The sequence below is a fragment of the Chromatiales bacterium 21-64-14 genome, assembly GCA_002255365.1.
GTDB lineage: Bacteria > Pseudomonadota > Gammaproteobacteria > 21-64-14 > 21-64-14 > 21-64-14.
Window position 1 is genome coordinate 43079 of record NCBI01000004.1, and the last position, 18251, is coordinate 61329.

The following is an 18251-nucleotide window of genomic DNA, read 5'->3' on the forward strand; positions in this document are numbered from 1 at the left end:
CACCATTGCCTGAGGAAGGTCCCATGTCCAGCGTAACGAAGGTCGTTCTGGCGTATTCCGGAGGTCTCGACACCTCGGTGATCCTGAAGTGGTTGCGGGAAACCTATGGTTGCGAGGTGGTGACCTTCACTGCCGATATCGGCCAGGGCGAGGAGGTGGAACCGGCCCGGGCCAAGGCCCGCGCCCTCGGTGTGCAGGAAATTTACGTCGAGGATCTGCGCGCGGAGTTTGTGCGCGACTATGTGTTTCCCATGTTCCGCGCCAATACGCTCTACGAAGGCGAGTACCTGCTGGGTACCTCTATTGCCCGTCCACTGATCGCCAAGCGGCTGGTGGAGATTGCGGCCCGCACCGGCGCCGATGCCGTCGCCCACGGGGCCACCGGCAAGGGCAACGATCAGGTGCGCTTCGAGCTGGGCGCCTATGCCCTGAACCCGGACATCCGCATCATCGCGCCGTGGCGGGAGTGGGATCTCACCTCCCGGGAGAAGCTGCTGGCCTACGCGGAGCGCCACGGCATCCCGGTGGAGGCCAAGCGTGGAACCAAATCGCCGTATTCCATGGACGCCAATCTGCTGCACATCTCCTATGAGGGCGGTCCCTTGGAGGATCCGTGGACCGAGCCCGAGGCATCCATGTGGCGCTGGACCACGGCGCCGGAGCAGGCCCCGGATACCCCCACCTACCTGGAATTGACCTTCGCCGCTGGCGATGTGGTGGCCGTCAACGGTGAGTCCATGGGTGCCGCCCAGGTACTGGAGACCCTGAACCGTCATGGGTGCCGCCACGGGGTCGGGCGCCTGGACCTGGTGGAGAACCGCTACGTGGGGATGAAATCCCGGGGCTGTTATGAGACCCCTGGCGGCACCATTCTGCTCAAGGCGCATCGCGCGCTGGAATCACTGACCCTGGATCGCGAGGTGGCGCATCTCAAGGACGAACTCATGCCCCGGTACGCCAGTCTCATCTACAACGGTTACTGGTGGAGCCCGGAACGCACTCTGCTCCAGGGGCTCATCGACGCCTCCCAGGCCCCAGTGAATGGCCGCGTGCGGGTCAAGCTCTACAAGGGCGGTATCACCGTGGCGGGCCGCGCCTCGGAATCCGACAGCCTGTTCGATCCCGCTATCGCCACCTTCGAGGAAGACGGCGGCGCCTACGACCAACGGGATGCCGCCGGCTTCATCCGCCTCAATGCCCTGCGCATGCGCATCGCCGCCCGCAACGCCCGGCGCCGCGGCTGAAGGCCAGCCCCCGCTTCTTGTCTCCCGCGTCCGGCGACCCCTGACCCTGCGCCGGGGCCGCTTCCCAAGGCACGGAATCCGAAGCCGGGTCGCCGGCGCGGTTGGGCCGCCTAAAGTTCTTCCGGCGGCGGCCGAAACCTTCCTTTGTGGGGGCCTGCGCCCTGTGGCGCGACCCTGCGTGGGCACTGGGATTCCAGTGCACCACGGCCGCCGTGGCCGTGCCGGGAGGGCACGCTTTGGTCCGGCGAACTCGGGACAACAAAAAAAGCGCCATCCGAGATGCTGCTCTTCGACCAATCCGGGACCGTACCGGTCCAAGGACTCCACCGAGCACCAACAGGGACCCCGTCACGCGAGCACATGGTGCGGACCGAGCAGGTCCGGCTGCTGTACACGCTCGCCCCCGCCGGGTTGCTGGCTAGCCTGCTGGTGGGGATCATCGTGGCCTTCGTGTTGCAGGAGGCGGCACCGGCGCCTCTCGCCCACCTCTGGGTGACGGGCCTGGTCGTGACCGCCCTGCTGCGTTTCTTCTTGATTCGTCAGTACCACCGCATGGGCGCTGCAGGGCAGTCCCCGGCGCAGTGGCGGCGCTGGTACTGCGGGTCGTGCCTGCTCAACGGCGTGATATGGGGCGGCGGCGGTCTGATCCTTGCGAGCTACGGCGATCTGACTCAACAGGTGTTTCTCGTCCTGATCCTGGGCGTCGTGCTGGGGGGCACCCTCAGCACCATGACCGCGGCGCCGCTGTCGTTTATCGCGTTCCTGATCCCTGCGTTGTTGCCCAGCCTCGTCTGGTTTCTGGGGCGGGCGGATCATATCTACCAGGCGATCGGTGCTGCCACCGTCCTCATGGCCGGGTTGCTGGTGGTGACCGCCTGGCATCTGCACCGCCAGTTGGTCCGCTCCCTCACGCTCGCCTTCGAGAACTACGACTTGGTCCACGACCTGTCGGCCGCCAAGGACCAGTTGGAGGGGGCCAACCGGGAACTCGCGGCCGAGATTGACGAACGCCGCCGCACCGGGGAACGCCTGGTGGAGCGCGAGAACCATCTGCGCACCATTATCAATTCCGAACCCGAATGTGTGGTGCTTCTGGCCCGGGACGGGACCGTGCTGGACATCAACCCCGCCGGCCTTGCCATGCTCGAGGCGTCCCGCGCCGCGGAGGTTATCGGCCGCGGGTTTCTCGATTTCCTGCTTCCCACCTACCGGCCCGCGCTGCGCGAGTTGTTAGACCTGGTGTTCCGGGGACAACCGGGGAAGTCGCAGGGACTGGAAATGTCCGGTCTGCTTGGCCGGCACCGCTGGTTGGAGCTGCATGCGGCCGCGCTGCGCGACGCGCGCGGCCATGTGGCATCGCTGCTGTGTGTGGTCCATGACATCACGCAGCGCAAGCGCCAGGCCGAGGAGGCGCTGTTCCGGGAGAAGGAACGTGTGCAGGTGACGCTGGAGTCCATCGGGGACGGGGTGATTACCACGGATGTCCATGGCCGCATCGAGTACCTGAATCCGAGCGCCGAACGCCTCACCGGCTGGCGCAACGGAGAGGCCCACGGCAAGCCGCTGCTCGAGGTGCTGAACCTCGTGGATGAGGCGACCCGCACGCCGGTCCAGGACCCGGTGGTGCGCTGTCTGCGGGAGGCAGAGAACGTGTGTCTCGTCGCGCCGGCCCTGCTGCTGCACCGCTATGAGGACCGGGAGTTCGCGGTCAAGATCACCGCCGCCCCGCTACGTGCCCGGGAACGGCAGGTCATTGGCGCCGTGCTGGTGTTCCACGACGTTACCGAACTGCGGACCCTGGCGCGCCAGATGTCTTACCAGGCCAGTCATGACGTGCTCACGCAGCTCATCAACCGGCGCGAGTTCGAGACGCGGCTGCGCCAGGCGCTGGTCAGCGCGCGGGAATCCAGCCGGGAGCATGCCCTGTGCTACTTGGACCTGGATCAGTTCAAGCTGGTCAATGATACCTGCGGGCACGGTGCCGGGGACGAGCTGCTGCGCCAGCTTGCCGCACGGCTGAAAGCCGATATTCGGGACCGGGATACCCTTGCCCGGCTGGGTGGCGATGAGTTTGGCGTACTGTTTCAGGACTGCCCGTTGGGCAAGGCCCGGGAGTTGGCCGAAACCCTATTGCGCGCCATCCGCGACTTTCGTTTCTCGTGGCGGCAGCAGGTCTTCGAGGTGGGCGCCAGTATCGGGCTGGTGCCGGTGTCGGCCCACAGTGGGGACTTCGCCGAGATCATGAGCGCCGCGGATTCCGCCTGCTATATGGCCAAGGAGCGCGGCCGCAATCGCTTGCATGTGCTCCAGGACGACGACGCGGATCTGGTCCGGCGGCATCGGGAGATGCAGTGGGCGCATCAGATCCAACACGCGCTGGAGGACAACCGTTTCCAGCTTTATTTCCAGCCTATCATCACCCTGGCGCCGGACTGCGGATCGCAGATTCACCATGGGGAACTGCTGCTGCGCATGGTGGGCGAGGACGGGGGACTGATTCCGCCGCGCGTGTTCCTGCCTGCCGCGGAGCGCTACAACCTGATGGCGGAGATCGATCGCTGGGTTTTGGACGCCGCATGCGCGGCACTGCGGGCCGGGCACCCGATGCTCAAGGACCTGGAGACCTGCAATATCAACCTGTCGGGCCACTCCGTGGGCGACGGCGCGTTCATCGAACGTCTGAAGGCGAACCTGCGCGGTGCGCAGGTCGCGCCGCAGGGCCTCTGTTTTGAGATTTCCGAGACTGCCGCTATCGCCAACCTCTCCAGTGCCATGGGGTTCATCCGCGAACTGCGCGGTCTGGGCTGCCGGTTCGCCCTGGATGATTTTGGGAGCGGATTGAGTTCCTTCGCCTACCTGAAGACCTTGCCGGTGGATTATCTCAAGATCGATGGTTCATTCGTGAAGGACATGATCAACGATCCTGTCGACCATGCGATGGTGGACGCGATCAACCGGATAGGCCATGTCATGGGGGTGAAGACCATCGCGGAATTCGTGGAGGACGGGACCACATTGGAACGGGTGCGCCGGGTAGGGATTGACTATGCACAGGGATTTGGTGTCGGGGCGCCTTGCCGGCTGGATAGCTGACGCCGGCGCCCGATCGGTCCTTCAAAGACGCCGGCTGATCCAGTGGTCCACGCTGGCGGTCCCCGGTCCGCCGAAGAGCAACGGTAGCAGCATCGCCAGATACAGCAGTGCGAGTTTGTAGCCGCCGTCGCAGACATTGTATCCATTCCCGGCGTAGAGGGTGTGCCACGCCACCGCGTCCAGCACCATGAAGGCCAGCGCGGCCAGCCGGGTACCGAAACCCATCAGCAGGGCGACAGCACCGAGCAACTCGGCCCAGGTGACGAGGAACCAAGTGGCGTTCGCGGGCAGCAGACTGAATGGTAGCGGAAACTGCGATTGCAGGGGCACGAACCAGTTGGCGCTATGCAGCTTTGCGGTGCCGGAGACCCAGAACTCCCAGGCCAGCAGCAGTCGCAGGCCAAGCTGGGGCAGGAAGGTTCCGAGACGGTTCAGAATGCCGGTAATGGCGCAGAAGACGGCGAGCACGGCGTCCATGGGATCGCTCCTGGCCGGGCCGGGTGCCGATCCGCCACCGGCCGTGGCTATCCGGTGGACCGTGCGGGCCGGAAAAAGTTTCCGGCGATGAGCCGGCGGCCGCTCCGAATCTAAGGGATTTCCGGGTGGGGGTTGGGTTCCACGGGTTACTGCTGCGCCGGGGCGCGGTGCCCGGACGCCGCGCCCGCCGTCTTGCGGCGGTATTCACACAGGGCGGCGATGCCGCAGTCCGGGCAGCGGGGTTTGCGCGCGACGCACACGTAGCGCCCATGCAGGATCAGCCAGTGATGGGCGTGGCGCTGGAACGGCGCCGGTACGAATTTGAGCAACTTGCGCTCCACTTCAGCGGGGGTTTTCCCCGGGGCGATCCCGGTGCGGTTGGACACCCGGAAGACGTGGGTATCCACCGCGATGGTGGGTTCGCCGAAGGCGGTGTTCAGTATGACGTTGGCGGTCTTGCGGCCCACGCCGGGTAGTGCCTCGAGGGCCGCCCGGTCGTGCGGAACCGCGCCCCCATGCTGTTCCAGCAGGATCCGGCAGGTCTTGATCAGGTTGCGCGCCTTGCTGTTGTACAGCCCGATGGTCTGGATGTAGCGGGACAGGCCGGACTCACCGAGTCCGAGGATTGCCTGCGGGGTGCCCGCTACCGGGAACAGCTTCGCGGTAGCGAGGTTGACGCTGCGGTCCGTGGCCTGGGCGGAGAGGACCACTGCCACCAGCAGTTCGAACGGGCTGGCATAGCGCAGTTCCGTGGTGGGGTGGGGGTCGGCCTCCTGCAGGCGCCGGAAGATCTCCTGGCGTTTGGTGGCGTTCATCGCCGTGCCGCGCGCCGGTACCGCTCAGACGTGCCGGAAGTAGCCCACCTCGGGCGGTGGCGTCCGCGGTTTCTGCGTGGCCTCTTGCGCCAGGGTATGCAGCATCGCGTCGTGCTGCGATTCCAGGGCGTGCAGCGCCTTCTCGTCCAGCTTGGGCAGGATCAGGTCGCGGATGAAGTCGCCCAGGTCGGATAGAGCCGCTGCCCACATCTTGTCGTTGAGGTGGAAGCTGTGGAGGGCGTGTTGGCCGTAGGGGTAACCCGTGAATTCCACCCCCTTGGTGGCGTTCAGGTCTGGATCCCCCGCCACGGCATTCCGGGCCCAGTCATACCACCACTTGTAATACTTCTCCTGGAGATCTGTGTTAAAGCCGTGGTGCTCGAAGAACGCGGCGATGGCCATGCGCGGTGCCTGGCCATAGCGGATGCCGCGTTTGGCCGCGAAGGGAAAATGTCCGGACATCGCGTGTCTCCTGATGGGTGTGGGCCGTGGACCTGGGCGCCGGGCCGGGTCATCCGCGTGCCGCAGGCCTGACGGGAGAGCGAGCGGCGCTGCTCGATCGCTTGACGAGGCATAGCGGGTGCGGTGGTACCCAAGAGACCAATCAATGTCGGGCCAATGTCGTGCCGGTTTACCGCGGCCGCCATGGTGGTATGGATGACATGGACAGACTCCTGGCGAGCGAAGTATAACAAAGTTCGCCGCCCCCGGCCCGGGGTCGGATTAGCCCGCGCCGGACCGGGCGGCGGCGCGCCGTGCCCGCACCCGTTCCAGGGCGGCCTGAATCACCGTCTGCCGCTCCGCGTCGGAGTGCGCCGCGTAGGGTGAGATCCCCGGCTTGGCTTGGCGTCGTGCCTGGCGTTCGGCCTGCTCCCGTTCGATGCGTGCACAGTGGCGTTCATAACGCGCGCGCGCCTGTTGGGCCGCCCGGCGCGCGCGCCGCCGGCCCGTGACCCAGGGCCTTGCCCGAGCGGACGGTTCCGTCGCCGGGACTATGGCGATGCAGTCCACCGGGCAGGGCGCCACGCAGAGTTCACAGCCGGTGCAGATTTGGGCCAGCACGGTGTGCATCAGCCCCGGCGCGCCGACGATGGCATCGACGGGGCAGGCTTGGATGCACAGGGTGCAGCCGATGCACGGACCCTCGTCGATCACCGCGCGCGCCGCAGGCGCCGCGTTGCCCACCTCCGGATCCAGGGGCCTGGGTGATCGTCCCAGCAACCGGGCGAGGGCGCGGATGGTGGCGTCGCCGCCGGGCGCGCAGCGGTTCAGATCCCGCTCGCCCCGGGCAACGGCCTCGGCGTAGGGCCGGCACGCGGGGTAGCCGCAGCGTTGGCACTGGGTCTGCGGGAGCACGGCTTCGATGCGTTCCACCAGCGTGGTTTGCGCGCGCGCGGCGCGCCCGCGCTTGCACAATCGCAGCCCCCCAAACAGGAGGCACCCGAGAATCAGCGTGAGGGCGGCGGGCAGCATGGATACATGGCCTGTTGCCTGGATGGATACACCATGGCCGGTCCCCGTGCCGGGCCGGTCGGCGGGCGTAACGGGAAGAGCGGCAAGTCCGCCGTACGCGGTCTATTTCACCCGCATCCCGGGGCGCGCGCCGGCATCCGGCGCCAGCAGCCACAGGTCTTGTCCACCGGGCCCGGCCGCCAGCACCATGCCTTCGGATACTCCGAAGCGCATCTTGCGCGGGGCGAGGTTCGCCACCATCACCGTCAGGCGTCCGGCGAGATCATCGGGACGGTAGGCGGATTTTATCCCGGCGAATACGGTGCGGGTGGTGCCGCCGAGATCCAGGGTCAGGCGCAGCAGTTTGTCGGCGCCCTCCACCGCCTCGGCGCGCAGGATCCGCGCCACCCGCAGATCGACCTTGGCGAATTCATCGTAGGTGATCGGCGGCGTGGCCGGCTCCGATTCCAGTTCCAGCTCGGGTGCAGGCGCCGCCTGCTCCCCAGTGCCCGGTCGGCGCTGCGCTGCCTCCCGTTCCGAACTCTCCATCATGGCCAGCACCGCCGCGGGCTCGATGCGCTGCAACAGGGGCGTGAACACGGCGATGCTATGGCTCAGCAACACCCGCCCGGCGTCCGCCCATGCCAGGGGGGGCACCGCGAGGAACGCCTCGGCGCGCAGGGCGATGGCGGGCAGTACCGGCTTGAGATAAATCATGAGCATCCGGAACAGATTCAATCCTAACGTGCATACCCCTTGCACCTCGGCGCTCCGCGCCGGGTCCTTGGCCGCTTGCCAGGGCTTGTGTTCGTCGATGTATTGGTTTGCCAAATCCGCCAGCAGCATGATCTCGCGCATGGCACGGCCGTAGTCGCGCGCCTCGTAGTGGCCGGCGATCACTGGTGCGGCGTCGGCGTAACGTTGGTAGAGCGGCGCATCCGCCAGGGTGTCCGCGAGCCGTCCGCCCGCGAGCTTGTGGATGAATCCGGCGCAGCGGCTCGCGATATTGACCACCTTGCCCACCAGATCGGCGTTTACCCGCTGGGTGAAGTCCTCCAGGTTGAGGTCCAGGTCGTCGACACCGCTGCTCAGCTTGGCCGCCAAGTAGTAACGCAGGTACTCCGGGTCCAGATGGTCGAGATAAGTGCGTGCGCGGATGAAGGTGCCGCGGGACTTGGACATTTTGCGTCCGTTCACCGTCAGGAACCCGTGCGTGCAGATCGCGGTGGGGGTACGGAATCCGCTGCCATGGAGCATGGCCGGCCAGAACAGGGCGTGGAAATAGATGATGTCCTTGCCGATGAAATGGTACAGCTCGGCGCCGGAGTCCGGCCCCCACCAGGCGTCGAAGTCCAGGCCGGTGCGTAGGCACAGCTTGCGGAAGCTCGCCATGTAGCCGATGGGGGCATCGAGCCACACGTAGAAGTACTTGCCGGGGTGGTCGGGGATCTCGAAGCCGAAGTACGGGGCGTCGCGGGAGATGTCCCATTCCCGGAGCCCGGCCGCGAACCACTCCTCCAGCTTGTTGGCCACCTCTGCCTGCACGTGGCCACCGCGGGTCCATTCCTTCAGCATCGGTTCGAAATCCGTCAGCCGGAAGAACAGGTGCAGATTTTCGCGTTCCTCGGGGCGTGCCCCGGAGAGCACCGATACCGGGTCCTTCAGCTCGGCCGGGCTGTAGGTGGCGCCGCAGGCCTCGCAGCTGTCGCCGTACTGGTCCGGGGTCGCGCAGCGCGGGCAGGTCCCCTTGATGAAGCGGTCCGGCAGGAACAGCTTTTTCTCCGGGTCGTAGAGATCGGTGACCGTGCGTTGGGCGATGTGACCGGCGTCCCGCAGGCGCTGGTAGACGAGGTTGGCGAGTTCCCGGTTCTCCGGTGAGTGGGTGCTATGGTACTGGTCGAAGGCGATCCGGAACCCCGCGAAGTCCTCTTGATGTTCCCGGCCGATGCGTTGGACCAGGGCCTCGGGATCTACCCCCTCCTGCCAGGCGCGCAGCATGATCGGGGTGCCATGGGCGTCATCCGCGCACACATAGTGGCATTCGTGGCCGCGCATGCGCTGGAACCGGACCCAGATGTCGGTCTGCAGGTACTCCACCAGGTGGCCCAGGTGGATGGGCCCGTTGGCGTAGGGCAGGGCGCTGGTGACCAGGATCTTGCGCGGTGTCGGGCTCATGGACGATCAATGACTTGTCGGCGCTGCGCCGCGGGCTGCGGGGCGTGCCTACAGTACCAATTCCGGGGCGGGCCCGCCACCGACCCGCCCGGGCCCGGTGTGGGAGGTGGAGGGTGATTGGTGTACAATGGACATCTTAGCCAGAGCGAATCTGCGCCGGCCCCGCGGCCGGCGCATTGCGTAGGAGGTTTCGAACATGGCGGACGTCTCCCAACTCCAGGTGGAAACAGCCATCAAGGAGTACGTGGACCCGTACCTGGGCAAGGACTTGGTCTCCACCAAGTCGGTCAAGAACATCGCGATCGAAGGTGGCAAGGTGTCCGTGAGCATCGTGCTCGGCTACCCGGCCAAGGGACACTATGAGACCCTGAAGGAGGCGGTGAAGGCTAAAATTGCAGCCATTGCCGGCGTGAGCGGGGTGGACATCGACGTCTCCTCCAAGATCACCGCCCATACGGTGCAGAAGAATCTGAAGCCCCTGCAGAACATCAAGAACATCATCGCCGTGGCGTCGGGCAAGGGTGGTGTCGGGAAATCCACGGTCGCGGTGAACCTGGCTTTGGCGCTGTCCGCCGAGGGTGCCACGGTGGGAATCCTGGATGCCGACATCTACGGACCCAGCCAGCCGCGCATGCTGGGTATCAAGGGCAAGCCGGATTCCAAGGATGGCAAGACCCTGGAGCCCCTGAACAGCTATCACCTGCAGGCGATGTCCATCGGGTTTCTGGTCGATGAGGAGACGCCGATGATCTGGCGCGGCCCGATGGTGACCCAGGCCCTGGAACAACTGCTCAACGACACACGCTGGAAGGATCTGGATTACCTGGTGATCGATCTGCCGCCGGGTACCGGCGATACCCAACTCACCCTGGCCCAGCGGGTTCCGGTGAGTGGGGCGGTGATCGTGACCACACCCCAGGACATTGCGCTCCTCGACGCGCGCAAGGGTCTCAAGATGTTCGAGAAGGTGGACGTGCCGGTACTCGGCATCGTGGAGAACATGGGTCTGCATATCTGCAGCCAGTGCGGCCACGAGGAGCACATCTTCGGCGAGGGCGGCGGCAAGCGCCTGGCCGAGCAGCACGGGGTGGAACTGCTCGGCTCGTTGCCCCTGGACGGCAGCATCCAACACGACACGGACCACGGCAAGCCTTCGGTGGTGGCGGACCCGGACGGACGGATAGCCGGCATCTTCCGCGCCATCGCGCGTCGCGCCGCCGCCAAGTTGTCGCTGCAGGCCAAGGATTTCAGCGCGCGGTTTCCCAGCATCGTCATTCAGAACAACTGAGGCGGCCCGCACCGGGGCGCGCAGCGACGGCCGGTGGGCCGCGCCCGGGTCCCGGTTCATGAGCAATGTCCATCAAGGCTGACAAGTGGATCCGGCGCATGGCCGAGCAGCACGGCATGATCGATCCGTTCGAGCCGGGCCAGGTTCGGGAAAACGGCGCGGGGCGTCTCATCTCCTACGGCACGTCGAGCTACGGCTACGACATGCGCTGTGCCGATGAATTCAAGATCTTCACTAACATCAATTCGGCGGTGGTCGACCCCAAGAATTTCGATTCCAATAGTTTTGTCGACGTGCGCGGCAAGGTGTGTATCATCCCGCCGAATTCCTTCGCTCTGGCACGCACCGTGGAGTACTTCCGGATCCCCCGCAACGTGCTTACCATCTGCCTGGGCAAGTCCACCTATGCCCGCTGTGGCATCATCGTGAACGTCACGCCCCTGGAACCCGAATGGGAGGGGCACGTGACCCTGGAATTCTCGAATACCACACCGCTACCCGCCAAGATCTACGCCGACGAGGGGGTGGCCCAGGTTATCTTCCTGGAGGCGGACGAGGTTTGCGAGGTGTCCTACCGGGACCGCGGTGGCAAGTACCAAGCCCAACGCGGCGTAACCTTGCCGAAGGCCTGATCCACGGCTATCGCGGCGCAGGCGTGCCCACGGTGGCTTCCGCCGATGCGGCCGGGACCCGCGCCTGCGCCGGGGCGTTTGGGTTGAGGTGTCCGTCCAGGGACCGCAGTAACACGTTGAAGGCCGGTCCCTCGGACTTCCAGTAGGCGATGCGTACCGGCAGATAACATAGCCGCGGTGCCGCCCACACGTAGTCAGCTTTCTCGCCGGGCAGCGGGACGCGTTTGAGTTTCACCGCCTCGAAGTCGCCCATCGGGGTTCCTACTGTCTCCCGGCCCATCACCTTGAACCGGAAGGTCTTGAGCCGGCCCTTGTCCACGAAGCGGTATTCCAGCGGCGTGCGCTGTTGAATCAGGTCCCGCATCAACGCCACCTGGAACAGGATCCGGTCCAGGACGCCGTCGTGGATATCCAGTACCTTGGTGCGGCCGTCGTCGACTTGCACCGCGTGGTGGGCGGGCCAGTCGAAGGTAGTGCGGATGACGCGGTTTTTGTCACCCACGCGTTTCTGGTACAGGGTATCCTCGGGGCGGATGGCTTGGCCGTCCAGGGTCCAGTCGCTGCGTTCCAACAGGCGCTCGTTCTTGAACCAGGCGACGATCCCCACCGGGTGGCTGACCGTCTCATAGCGGAAACGATCCGCGCCGGTCTGGGTCAGGGAGATCCGGTATTCGCCCACCGTGGCGAGCCCGCCCAGTGCGGTTACCTGATAGCGTGCCGCAAAAGGTGGAAGATGCGTGAGATCGCAGTCCGCGCGCGCGGTCCCCGGTAGCGTCGCCAGCAGCGCAAGCACCATCGTGATCCCGCGCCGATTCATGTCGGCACCTCGGCATCCGCGGTGAGTGAAACCGGTTGTTCCAGGCGGCGCCCGTCCAGCCACACGCCGCGTTCATTCAAGTGCAGGCGGCCGGCGGCGAACCAGCGCACCGCCAATGGGTAGATGCGGTGTTCCTGTTCCAGTACCCGAGCGGCGAGGCGCTCGGCGTCGTCGCCGGGAAGCACCGGTACGCGCGCCTGGACTACTACCGGTCCGCTATCCAGCTCCGCGGTGACGAAGTGTACGCTGGCGCCGTGTTCCCGCACGCCGGCCTCCAATGCGCGGCGGTGGGTATCCAGCCCGCGAAACGCCGGCAGCAGCGATGGGTGGATGTTCAGGATGCGGCCCGGATAGTGGGCGACGAATTCCGGGCTCAAGATGCGCATAAAGCCGGCCAGGACCACCAGCCCGGGCTGATAGCGCTCGATGGTGTTCAGCAAGTCCGTGTCGAAGTCTCCCGCTGGAGCACCCGGGGTGCGATGGTCCACCACTTCGGTGGCTATCCCAGCGCGCCGTGCCCGTTCCAGTCCAGGGGCCTGGGGCCGGTTGGAAATCACCGCGCGGATTTCCACCGGCAACGTGCCGCGCACCGCGCCGTCCAGCAGGGCTTGAAGATTGCTACCGCGGCCGGAGATCAGGACCACCAGGGGAAGGGGACTTCCACCGGCACCGCTCATCGGATCTCCACTGCCGGTTCTGGATCCGCGGACGCCTCTACCTGCCCGATGACCCAGGGAGTTTCGCCCTGTGCCGTCAGTAGTTCCAGGGCGAGCTCGGCTGCCTGCGGCGCGACGCATACCACCATGCCGATTCCGCAGTTGAAGGTGCGGTACAGTTCCTCATCGACGATCCGGCCGCGTTCCTGAAGCCAGTCGAACACCGGTGGGCGCGGCCAGGCGCGCGCCTCCAGCAGCGCCCGGGTCCCTGCCGGCAGTACCCGCGGCAGGTTCTCCGGTAACCCGCCCCCGGTAATATGGGCCAGGGCATGGACCTCGACGCGCTCCATCAGGGCAAGCAGGGGCTTTACATAGATGCGGGTAGGGGTCAGCAGCACTGTGCCCAGACTGCGGCCATGGAAGTCCTGATTCAGGTCGGTTGCGCTGTGCTCCAGGACCTTGCGGATGAGCGAATACCCATTGGAGTGCGGGCCGGAGGACGCGAGGCCGATCAGTACGTCTCCCGGGCGTACCTGGGAGCCGTCGATGATGCGTTCCTTCTCCACGATGCCCACACAAAAGCCCGCCAGGTCGTAGTCACCCGTGCTGTACATCCCCGGCATTTCGGCGGTCTCCCCACCCACCAGGGCGGCGCCCGCTTGTTCGCAACCGGCGGCGATGCCCTGGATCACTTGCGCAGCGACATCCACATCCAGCCGGCCGGTGGCAAGATAGTCCAGGAACAGCAGGGGTTCGGCGCCCTGCACCACCACGTCGTTGACGCACATCGCCACCAAGTCGATGCCCACCGTGTCGTGGCGGCCGAGTTCGATGGCCAGCTTGAGCTTGGTTCCCACGCCGTCGGTGCCGGATACCAGCACCGGTTGCCGGTAGCGTGCCAGTGGCAGTTCGAACAGGGCGGCGAAACCGCCCAGTCCGCCCAGCACCCCGGGCCGGTGGGTACGGGCCGCGAACGGCTTGATGCGCTCCACCAGCCGCGCCCCCGCGTCGATGTCCACGCCGGCGGCCCGGTAGCTCAACGGGGTGGAATCGGGCTCGGAGGAAGGGGGGGCCGCCGTGCGGTCCGCGTCGTTGGACACAATACGCTCCTGCAGTGGGGGCCCTATGCTAGCGGGCCGGGATGGGGCCTGTAAACGGCGCGCTGTGGCGCCCGCGGGCGGCTCGGTTCCGGCGCAGGAACTGTGCTATTTTAGCGCCATTCTGGCGCCTTCGGGAAACCCCGGGGTCGGAGCGATGGTGGGGAGTGAGCAGTGGCGCAGACCCGGAATCGGCAACGGGGAACACAGTGGCCCAGAGCGGTCGCCGCGTCGGCGATCCTGGGGCTGTTGCTGATCGCCGCGTCGGCGCAGGCGCGTATGGTCAGGGGCCTCTACGCCGTGGAGGAGCCGGTGACCGGGCAGGGTGTTACCGAGCGTCTGGCGGCATTCCGCGCCGGCCTCGCGGAGGTGTTCGAACGGGTCTCCGGCAACGCTACGGCGGCGTCCGACCCGGGGCTCATCCCCGCCCTGCAGGACCCCGCCCGCTTCGTGCTGGAGTACCGCTACCTGGAGCAGGGCACCGGCCCGACCCCCGGCCCGACCCCCAGCCCGACCCCCAGCCTCTGGGTGCGTTTCGATCCCGGCGCGGTGCATCAGGCCCTGCAGGCGGCGCATCTACCGGTGTGGGGTAGTGCCCGCCCCACTACCCTGGTGTGGCTCGCGGTGGAGGACGGCATGCAGCGTGCCATTGTGGGCGCGGACGCGCAGTCGCCCGTGGAGCAGTCGCTGATGAAGGCCGCGGGCGCGCGCGGGATCCCGGTGCTGCTGCCCCTCATGGATCTGGAGGATGAGGGGCGCCTGAGTTTCGGTGATCTGTGGGGGGATTTTGGGCCCCCGATCCGCAAGGCATCCGCGCGTTACGATACCCATGCGATTCTGGTCGGCCGCGTCGTCCATCGGCCGAGCGGCGATTGGCAGGCGCGTTGGACCCTTTACCTCGGGGATCACACCGTCGGATGGGTGTCCGGTGCCGCCACCGAGGATGCGCTGATAGAGACCGGGGTCAACGGCATTGCAGATCGCCTGGCGGCGCGTTTCGCGGTGCCCGCCGGCGATCGGGCGCGGACGCTGGTCCGGGTGTCCATCGGCCCGGTCGGATCGCTCTCCGCCTATGCCCGGGTGTTGAGCTACCTGCGCCATCTTGGGCCGGTATTGCATGTGCAGCCGGTCGAGGTGCGCCCGTCGCAGGCGATCTTCCGAGTGGAGGTTCAGGGCGATGTCCAGTCTCTGACCCAGGCGATTTCCCTGGGCCGCACCCTGGAGTCTCAAAACCAAAACCAAATTCCATCTGAGTCTCAGCCACTATCCGGACCTCAAGGGCCGGGCCAGGGCCGCGCCGTTGTACCCGGGGCGCCCGGCACCGCGTCCCCGGCGATCCCGGACGGCGGCGCCACCATCACCTTGCGCTACCGATTGGTGTCATGAAGGGTCGGGATCTTCCCAACCTGATCACGCTGTCCCGGATCCTGCTGGTAGCGCCCATGGGCGTGCTGCTGTTCCGGCAGTGGGACCGGGCCGCCCTGACCCTGTTCGCCCTGGCGGGCCTCTCGGATGCCCTCGACGGCGCTCTGGCCAAGCGTTACGGCTGGACCAGCCGGATCGGCGCCCTGCTGGATCCCTTGGCGGACAAGCTGTTGCTGGTTTGTGCCTACGGGGTGCTCGGCTGGCTGGAGGTCGTGCCACGCTGGCTGGTGGCGCTGGTGGTCGCCCGGGATCTCACTATTGTGGCCGGCGCGGTCGCCTACCATTTTCGGTTCGGACCCTTCGACCCGGCCCCCAGTCCGGTGAGCAAGTGGAACACCACCGCTCAGATCGTCTTGGTGCTGGCGGTGCTGTTCGACCGCGGTGTGTACCCCCTCGCCGGCGGGTGGATTGAGACCTTCATGGCCATGGTGCTGGTGACCACGGTGGCCAGTTGGGCGGACTACCTCTGGGTGTGGGGGCGACGTGGGTGGCAGGAGGCACGGCGTTGAATCCACGACCGAGGGCCGGTGGCGTCCTGCATGCGGCATCCGCCGTGCGCGGGCGTGGTTGACGCCGGCCTCGGTCCGCGTACCCGCGCCGCGGAAATGGACGTGACGAGTCAGATTCCCCTGGACCTAGGCCGGCGGGAAGCCGCCACCTTCGAGGCCTTCGTGGCGGGCCCCAACGAGGCGCTGGTGGACGCGCTGCGTGCCGTTGCCCTGGGACGCGTCGCAGAGACCGGGATCTTTCTATGGGGTGGACCCGGCCTGGGCAAGACCCATCTGCTCCAAGCGGTTTGCGCGGCCGCCGTTGGCGGTCGCGCGGCCTATGTGCCGTTGGCGGACCGCGGCCGTTTTGTGCCTGCGGTCCTGGAAGGACTCGAGCAGCTGGATGTGGTGTGCCTGGATGATGCGCACTGCGTTGCCGGCGACCGGGAGTGGGAACTGGCGCTAGTGGATCTCTACCATCGGCTCCAGGATACCGGCGCCCGTTGGGCCGTGGCGGGCGCCGCGCGGGCCCAGGGGATGGGGCTGTTGCCGGATCTGGCCTCACGACTGGCGGGCGGGCTGACCTTCGGGTTGCAGGAGTTGGACGAGGCGGAGAAGCGCCAAGTATTGCAATGCCGCGCCGCTACTCGGGGCCTGACGCTGGCCGACGATGCCGCCCACTACTTGTTGACCCATTGTCCGCGCGATTTGAAAGTGTTGTGCGGCATTCTGGATCGACTGGATACCGCCGCCCTGGCGGCGCAACGTCGCCTTACTCTGCCGTTCATTCGGTCCGTGCTGTCCGGCTGAGCAGAAGGTTGTAGGGTCTTCAAACGCGGAACACTACGAGCACCCATCTCAAATGCATCGCGGCCGCGCATGCGGCGTTGCGGATCCTGCCGCGGTGCTTATTTGCTGCGGGTAAACAGCGCTTCTCGCGGGGTTCGCGTCGTGCCGCCCGATCCGCGATTTTGAGACGGGCTCTAGTCCGGCGGCGCCAACGCCGCCGCGCCTGCGCCGCGCGTTCACGGCACGGGTCCGCTGCGCGCGGACCTCGTGTAGCGCGTCACGATTGCAGGCGCATTCAGCGCGCCAGGGCGTGGGCGGTCAGCGCGAGGCGTCGTCCCAGCGCGCGGCACAGGCGCCGTTCCTCCTCGCTGAGCGGCCGCTTGCTGTCGGTGCCCGCTAGATGGCTGGGGCCGTAGGGGGTCCCGCCGGTGGTGGTGGACAGCAGGTCGGTCTCGCTATAGGGGATGCCCAGCACCAGCATGCCGTGATGCAATAGTGGCAACATCATGCTCAGCAGGGTGGCCTCCTGTCCGCCGTGCAGGCTCGACGTGGAGGTAAATACCGCTGCCGGTTTTCCGGAGAGCGCGCCGGACAGCCACAGGCTGCCGGTGGTGTCGAGAAAATGCTTCAATGGTGCCGCCATATTGCCGAAACGGGTGGGGCTCCCCAGGGCCAGGGCGGCGCATTCGGTGAGGTCCTCATGGCGGGCGTAGGGCGGTCCCGCGGCCGGGATCTCGTCCTCCACCGCCGCGCTGACCGGGGAGACGGCGGGCACCGTGCGGATGCGTGCCTGCATGTCCGGCACCTCCTCTACGCCGCGGGCGATACGCTGGGCCATCTCCGCAGTGGCGCCGTAACGGCTGTAGTACAGGACCAGGACGTCGGGCATCTTACAGGATCTCCAGTACGTTCTCGGGAGGGCGGCCCAGGGCGGCCTTGCCGTTGGCGACGACGATGGGGCGTTCGATCAATCGCGGGCGCTGGATCATGGCCCGAATCAGGGTGTCCCGGGTGAGACCCGGATCGTCCAGGTTTGCCGCGGCGTATTCGGGTTCCCGACGCCGCATCAGCTCACGGGGCTCCAGTCCCAGCAATGCCAGGATCCGCTCCAGCTCCTTGGGGCTGGGCGGGGTGTCCAAGTATTCCACGATCTGCGGTTCGATGCCCCGATCCCGCAGCAGCTGCAGGGTCTGGCGGGATTTGGAACACTTCGGGTTGTGATAGATCACTATGGGCATGGCGACCGGCTCCGGAATGGTTCCCCTAACTGTCGCGCATTGTAGCGCCGGGTGCGCCGGGTTTCATCCGCTGAGGTTACCTTGACGCCTTGTGCGATGGATGTTAGCGTTTGAATTACATAAATAATTGACTGTCATGCTCGATGGCCAGCCAGTCCAGCCCGGCGCTGGGACCCTGTCGGCGGACCGATCACGTCCGCGCGCCGGCGTACCAGTGGCGCGTGTTTCCTTCGAGTCTGGCCGGGCGCGATGTCCGCGGAGGCACAGGGCGTGCTGAATAGAATCGTGATGTGCATCGTCTTACTTGGGATCGGAGGTTGCGCCAGCGTCCCGGTCCAAGAGATGAGCGATGCGCGGCAGGCGATCCAGGCCGCGCGTGCAGCGGGCGCGGCTCGCACGGCCCCGGAGGGCGTGGAGTCGGCCCAGCGCTTGTTGGACCAAGCCCAGCAGGAGCTGGAGTCCGGTGCCTACCGGGCCGCGCGTCGTGATGCGGTGGCGGCGCGGGTGGTCGCCACCGCGGCGCGTAAGGCGGCGCTCACCGGATCGCCTCAGGAACGCTGAATTC

The 18251-nt window shown here is 66.6% G+C and carries 18 protein-coding genes; 8 read left to right on the forward strand and 10 right to left on the reverse strand.

Annotated elements, in window-relative coordinates:
• Window positions 1-23: 23 nt before the first annotated feature.
• Together B7Z66_03705 and B7Z66_03710 are read left to right on the forward strand one after the other, a co-directional pair.
• The gene (locus B7Z66_03705; protein ID OYV77510.1) at window positions 24-1244 is read left to right on the forward strand and encodes an argininosuccinate synthase; all 1221 of its coding nucleotides are present in this window, start codon (window positions 24-26) and stop codon (window positions 1242-1244) included.
• 279 nt (window positions 1245-1523) lie between these two features.
• Window positions 1524-4337: a hypothetical protein gene (locus tag B7Z66_03710; protein ID OYV77511.1), complete on the forward strand. Its 2814-nt coding sequence runs from the start codon at window positions 1524-1526 to the stop codon at window positions 4335-4337.
• Between the two features lie 21 nt (window positions 4338-4358).
• On the opposite strand, the gene B7Z66_03715 is transcribed toward B7Z66_03710, so the two are convergent.
• The 5 genes from B7Z66_03715 to metG form a co-directional block, all read right to left on the reverse strand.
• Entirely contained in the window at window positions 4359-4814 is a 456-nt protein-coding gene (locus B7Z66_03715; GenBank protein ID OYV77512.1) for a hypothetical protein, read from the reverse strand.
• Window positions 4815-4960: 146 nt separating this feature from the next.
• A complete protein-coding gene (locus B7Z66_03720) occupies window positions 4961-5629 on the reverse strand; it encodes an endonuclease III (GenBank protein ID OYV77513.1) in 669 nt (222 codons plus the stop codon).
• Between the two features lie 24 nt (window positions 5630-5653).
• A complete protein-coding gene (locus B7Z66_03725; protein ID OYV77514.1) occupies window positions 5654-6091 on the reverse strand; it encodes a hypothetical protein in 438 nt (145 codons plus the stop codon).
• 261 nt (window positions 6092-6352) lie between these two features.
• Window positions 6353-7102, reverse strand: a complete 750-nt coding sequence (locus tag B7Z66_03730) for a hypothetical protein (GenBank protein OYV77515.1) — start codon at window positions 7100-7102, stop codon at window positions 6353-6355.
• Window positions 7103-7204: 102 nt separating this feature from the next.
• Window positions 7205-9256, reverse strand: a complete 2052-nt coding sequence (metG, locus tag B7Z66_03735) for a methionine--tRNA ligase (protein OYV77516.1) — start codon at window positions 9254-9256, stop codon at window positions 7205-7207.
• Between the two features lie 196 nt (window positions 9257-9452).
• Here metG and B7Z66_03740 point away from each other — a divergent pair, with 196 nt between their 5' ends.
• Together B7Z66_03740 and B7Z66_03745 are read left to right on the forward strand one after the other, a co-directional pair.
• Window positions 9453-10544, forward strand: a complete 1092-nt coding sequence (locus B7Z66_03740; protein ID OYV77517.1) for a Fe-S-binding ATPase — start codon at window positions 9453-9455, stop codon at window positions 10542-10544.
• Between the two features lie 65 nt (window positions 10545-10609).
• Window positions 10610-11176, forward strand: coding sequence for a dCTP deaminase (locus B7Z66_03745; GenBank protein OYV77518.1), 567 nt, complete (start codon window positions 10610-10612; stop codon window positions 11174-11176).
• Window positions 11177-11183: 7 nt separating this feature from the next.
• Here B7Z66_03745 and B7Z66_03750 read toward each other — a convergent pair whose 3' ends face one another.
• The 3 genes from B7Z66_03750 to B7Z66_03760 are packed head-to-tail and all read right to left on the reverse strand — an operon-like array spanning window position 11184 to window position 13749.
• Entirely contained in the window at window positions 11184-11993 is an 810-nt protein-coding gene (locus tag B7Z66_03750) for a hypothetical protein (GenBank protein ID OYV77519.1), read from the reverse strand.
• Window positions 11990-12670 carry a phosphoribosylglycinamide formyltransferase gene (locus tag B7Z66_03755; GenBank protein OYV77520.1) on the reverse strand — a complete coding sequence of 227 codons (681 nt, stop codon included), beginning with the start codon at window positions 12668-12670 and terminating at the stop codon, window positions 11990-11992. The genes B7Z66_03750 and B7Z66_03755 overlap by 4 nt, the downstream gene beginning before the upstream one ends.
• A complete protein-coding gene (locus tag B7Z66_03760) occupies window positions 12667-13749 on the reverse strand; it encodes a phosphoribosylformylglycinamidine cyclo-ligase (protein OYV77521.1) in 1083 nt (360 codons plus the stop codon). Before B7Z66_03760 ends, B7Z66_03755 begins: the two co-directional genes overlap by 4 nt.
• Window positions 13750-13920: 171 nt before the next feature.
• Between B7Z66_03760 and B7Z66_03765 the strand changes: the two genes are divergently transcribed.
• From B7Z66_03765 to B7Z66_03775, 3 genes are read left to right on the forward strand one after another with little or no spacing between them, the layout of a single operon-like run.
• A complete protein-coding gene (locus B7Z66_03765) occupies window positions 13921-15132 on the forward strand; it encodes a hypothetical protein (GenBank protein OYV77522.1) in 1212 nt (403 codons plus the stop codon).
• Window positions 15129-15680, forward strand: coding sequence for a hypothetical protein (locus B7Z66_03770; protein ID OYV77523.1), 552 nt, complete (start codon window positions 15129-15131; stop codon window positions 15678-15680). Before B7Z66_03765 ends, B7Z66_03770 begins: the two co-directional genes overlap by 4 nt.
• Before the next feature lie 30 nt (window positions 15681-15710).
• A complete protein-coding gene (locus B7Z66_03775) occupies window positions 15711-16469 on the forward strand; it encodes a DnaA regulatory inactivator Hda (GenBank protein ID OYV77524.1) in 759 nt (252 codons plus the stop codon).
• Between the two features lie 274 nt (window positions 16470-16743).
• On the opposite strand, the gene B7Z66_03780 is transcribed toward B7Z66_03775, so the two are convergent.
• A complete protein-coding gene (locus B7Z66_03780) occupies window positions 16744-17337 on the reverse strand; it encodes an NAD(P)H:quinone oxidoreductase, type IV (GenBank protein ID OYV77525.1) in 594 nt (197 codons plus the stop codon).
• Between the two features lies 1 nt (window position 17338).
• Window positions 17339-17704, reverse strand: coding sequence for an arsenate reductase (glutaredoxin) (locus B7Z66_03785; protein ID OYV77526.1), 366 nt, complete (start codon window positions 17702-17704; stop codon window positions 17339-17341).
• Window positions 17705-17974: 270 nt separating this feature from the next.
• On the opposite strand from B7Z66_03785, the gene B7Z66_03790 reads away from it, so the two are divergent.
• The gene (locus tag B7Z66_03790) at window positions 17975-18247 is read left to right on the forward strand and encodes a hypothetical protein (GenBank protein ID OYV77640.1); all 273 of its coding nucleotides are present in this window, start codon (window positions 17975-17977) and stop codon (window positions 18245-18247) included.
• Window positions 18248-18251: the final 4 nt, after the last annotated feature.

What these genes read in the sequence shown, in the direction of transcription:
- B7Z66_03705 (OYV77510.1), top strand. Translation starts at nt 24, where the DNA reads ATGTCCAGCGTAACGAAGGTCGTTCTGGCGTATTCCGGAGGTCTCGAC.
- B7Z66_03710 (OYV77511.1), top strand. Translation starts at nt 1,524, where the DNA reads ATGCTGCTCTTCGACCAATCCGGGACCGTACCGGTCCAAGGACTCCAC.
- B7Z66_03715 (OYV77512.1), bottom strand. Translation starts at nt 4,814, where the DNA reads ATGGACGCCGTGCTCGCCGTCTTCTGCGCCATTACCGGCATTCTGAAC.
- B7Z66_03720 (OYV77513.1), bottom strand. Translation starts at nt 5,629, where the DNA reads ATGAACGCCACCAAACGCCAGGAGATCTTCCGGCGCCTGCAGGAGGCC.
- B7Z66_03725 (OYV77514.1), bottom strand. Translation starts at nt 6,091, where the DNA reads ATGTCCGGACATTTTCCCTTCGCGGCCAAACGCGGCATCCGCTATGGC.
- B7Z66_03730 (OYV77515.1), bottom strand. Translation starts at nt 7,102, where the DNA reads ATGCTGCCCGCCGCCCTCACGCTGATTCTCGGGTGCCTCCTGTTTGGG.
- metG (OYV77516.1), bottom strand. Translation starts at nt 9,256, where the DNA reads ATGAGCCCGACACCGCGCAAGATCCTGGTCACCAGCGCCCTGCCCTAC.
- B7Z66_03740 (OYV77517.1), top strand. Translation starts at nt 9,453, where the DNA reads ATGGCGGACGTCTCCCAACTCCAGGTGGAAACAGCCATCAAGGAGTAC.
- B7Z66_03745 (OYV77518.1), top strand. Translation starts at nt 10,610, where the DNA reads ATGTCCATCAAGGCTGACAAGTGGATCCGGCGCATGGCCGAGCAGCAC.
- B7Z66_03750 (OYV77519.1), bottom strand. Translation starts at nt 11,993, where the DNA reads ATGAATCGGCGCGGGATCACGATGGTGCTTGCGCTGCTGGCGACGCTA.
- B7Z66_03755 (OYV77520.1), bottom strand. Translation starts at nt 12,670, where the DNA reads ATGAGCGGTGCCGGTGGAAGTCCCCTTCCCCTGGTGGTCCTGATCTCC.
- B7Z66_03770 (OYV77523.1), top strand. Translation starts at nt 15,129, where the DNA reads ATGAAGGGTCGGGATCTTCCCAACCTGATCACGCTGTCCCGGATCCTG.
- B7Z66_03775 (OYV77524.1), top strand. Translation starts at nt 15,711, where the DNA reads ATGCGGCATCCGCCGTGCGCGGGCGTGGTTGACGCCGGCCTCGGTCCG.
- B7Z66_03780 (OYV77525.1), bottom strand. Translation starts at nt 17,337, where the DNA reads ATGCCCGACGTCCTGGTCCTGTACTACAGCCGTTACGGCGCCACTGCG.
- B7Z66_03790 (OYV77640.1), top strand. Translation starts at nt 17,975, where the DNA reads ATGTGCATCGTCTTACTTGGGATCGGAGGTTGCGCCAGCGTCCCGGTC.